General features: G+C 46.2%; 2 protein-coding genes. Both read left to right on the top strand.

Going from position 1 to position 831, the window contains the following annotated elements; all coding sequences use genetic code 11:
- Positions 1–634, top strand: a 634-nt coding sequence (locus A3735_RS03010; RefSeq protein ID WP_304439956.1) for a glycerol-3-phosphate dehydrogenase C-terminal domain-containing protein, incomplete at its 5' end; no start/stop codon positions are given.
- Positions 634–831 (top strand): FGGY family carbohydrate kinase (locus A3735_RS03005; RefSeq protein WP_255375130.1); only part of this gene is annotated, 198 nt, incomplete at its 3' end. The genes A3735_RS03010 and A3735_RS03005, both read left to right, overlap by 1 nt.

Below are 831 nucleotides of genomic sequence, written 5' to 3'. Positions count from 1 at the left end.
CCCTGTTGTCAGTAAACATTCTAGCAAGCAAGAAGCTGACTTGAGTAAACCGGCAAAGCCTTCTGATGAAAAGCGTGAACATGTTGTCTGGGATAATCGAGGCATGGTGAGCGTTGCAGGAGGTAAGCTGACGACTTATCGTTTAATCGCCTTGGATGTGCTTCAAACGGCGGCGAGATATTTAAATCGGAAACCTGAAGACTTTAAGTCGAGTACACACTTTCCTGAGACTGACCATGTAATGGCTTCAGCTCATATCAATGCACCTCAGATTCGTAGGCTAAAAGGACGCTATGGCTTTGGCGCAGAACGTATCGTTGAGCTGGTAGATAGGAAACCTGAGTTAGCAGACAAAGTCTTGACTAGTGATACCATATTCGCTGAGCTTGTTTATGCCTGTGAAACTCAACTAGTCGTGCATTTAGACGATCTAATGCTGCGCCGCACTCGTTTAGGACTTGTTCTTCCTAAAGGTGGTGAGGCCGTGCTTACTCGCGTCAAGGCTCATTGTTTGGAAGCTTTAGGCTGGGATGAGCCTCGTTGGGATCAGGAGGCGAGCAGGTATCAGCGTATTATTAGTGCTCATTATTCTCTTCCTGTCGAAGAAGCCAAAAAAGAAGAGCGGGTGGTGTGATGAGCGAGCAGTATATCTTCACCATTGATAACGGTACTCAAAGTGTTCGGGCCATAATATTTGATACCCAAGGTAATTTGATCGCTAAGGGCAAACAAGAGCTCGAGCCTTACTTCTCTAGCCAGCCGGGCTGGGCTGAACAAGATCCAGAGTATTACTGGTCTTCATTAAAAAAAGCTTGCGATAAACTATGGGCT

The sequence above is a fragment of the Oleiphilus sp. HI0061 genome (assembly GCF_001635675.1).
The sequence above is the reverse complement of the archived record's forward strand: the minus strand, read 5'-3'. Positions and strand labels throughout refer to the sequence as shown.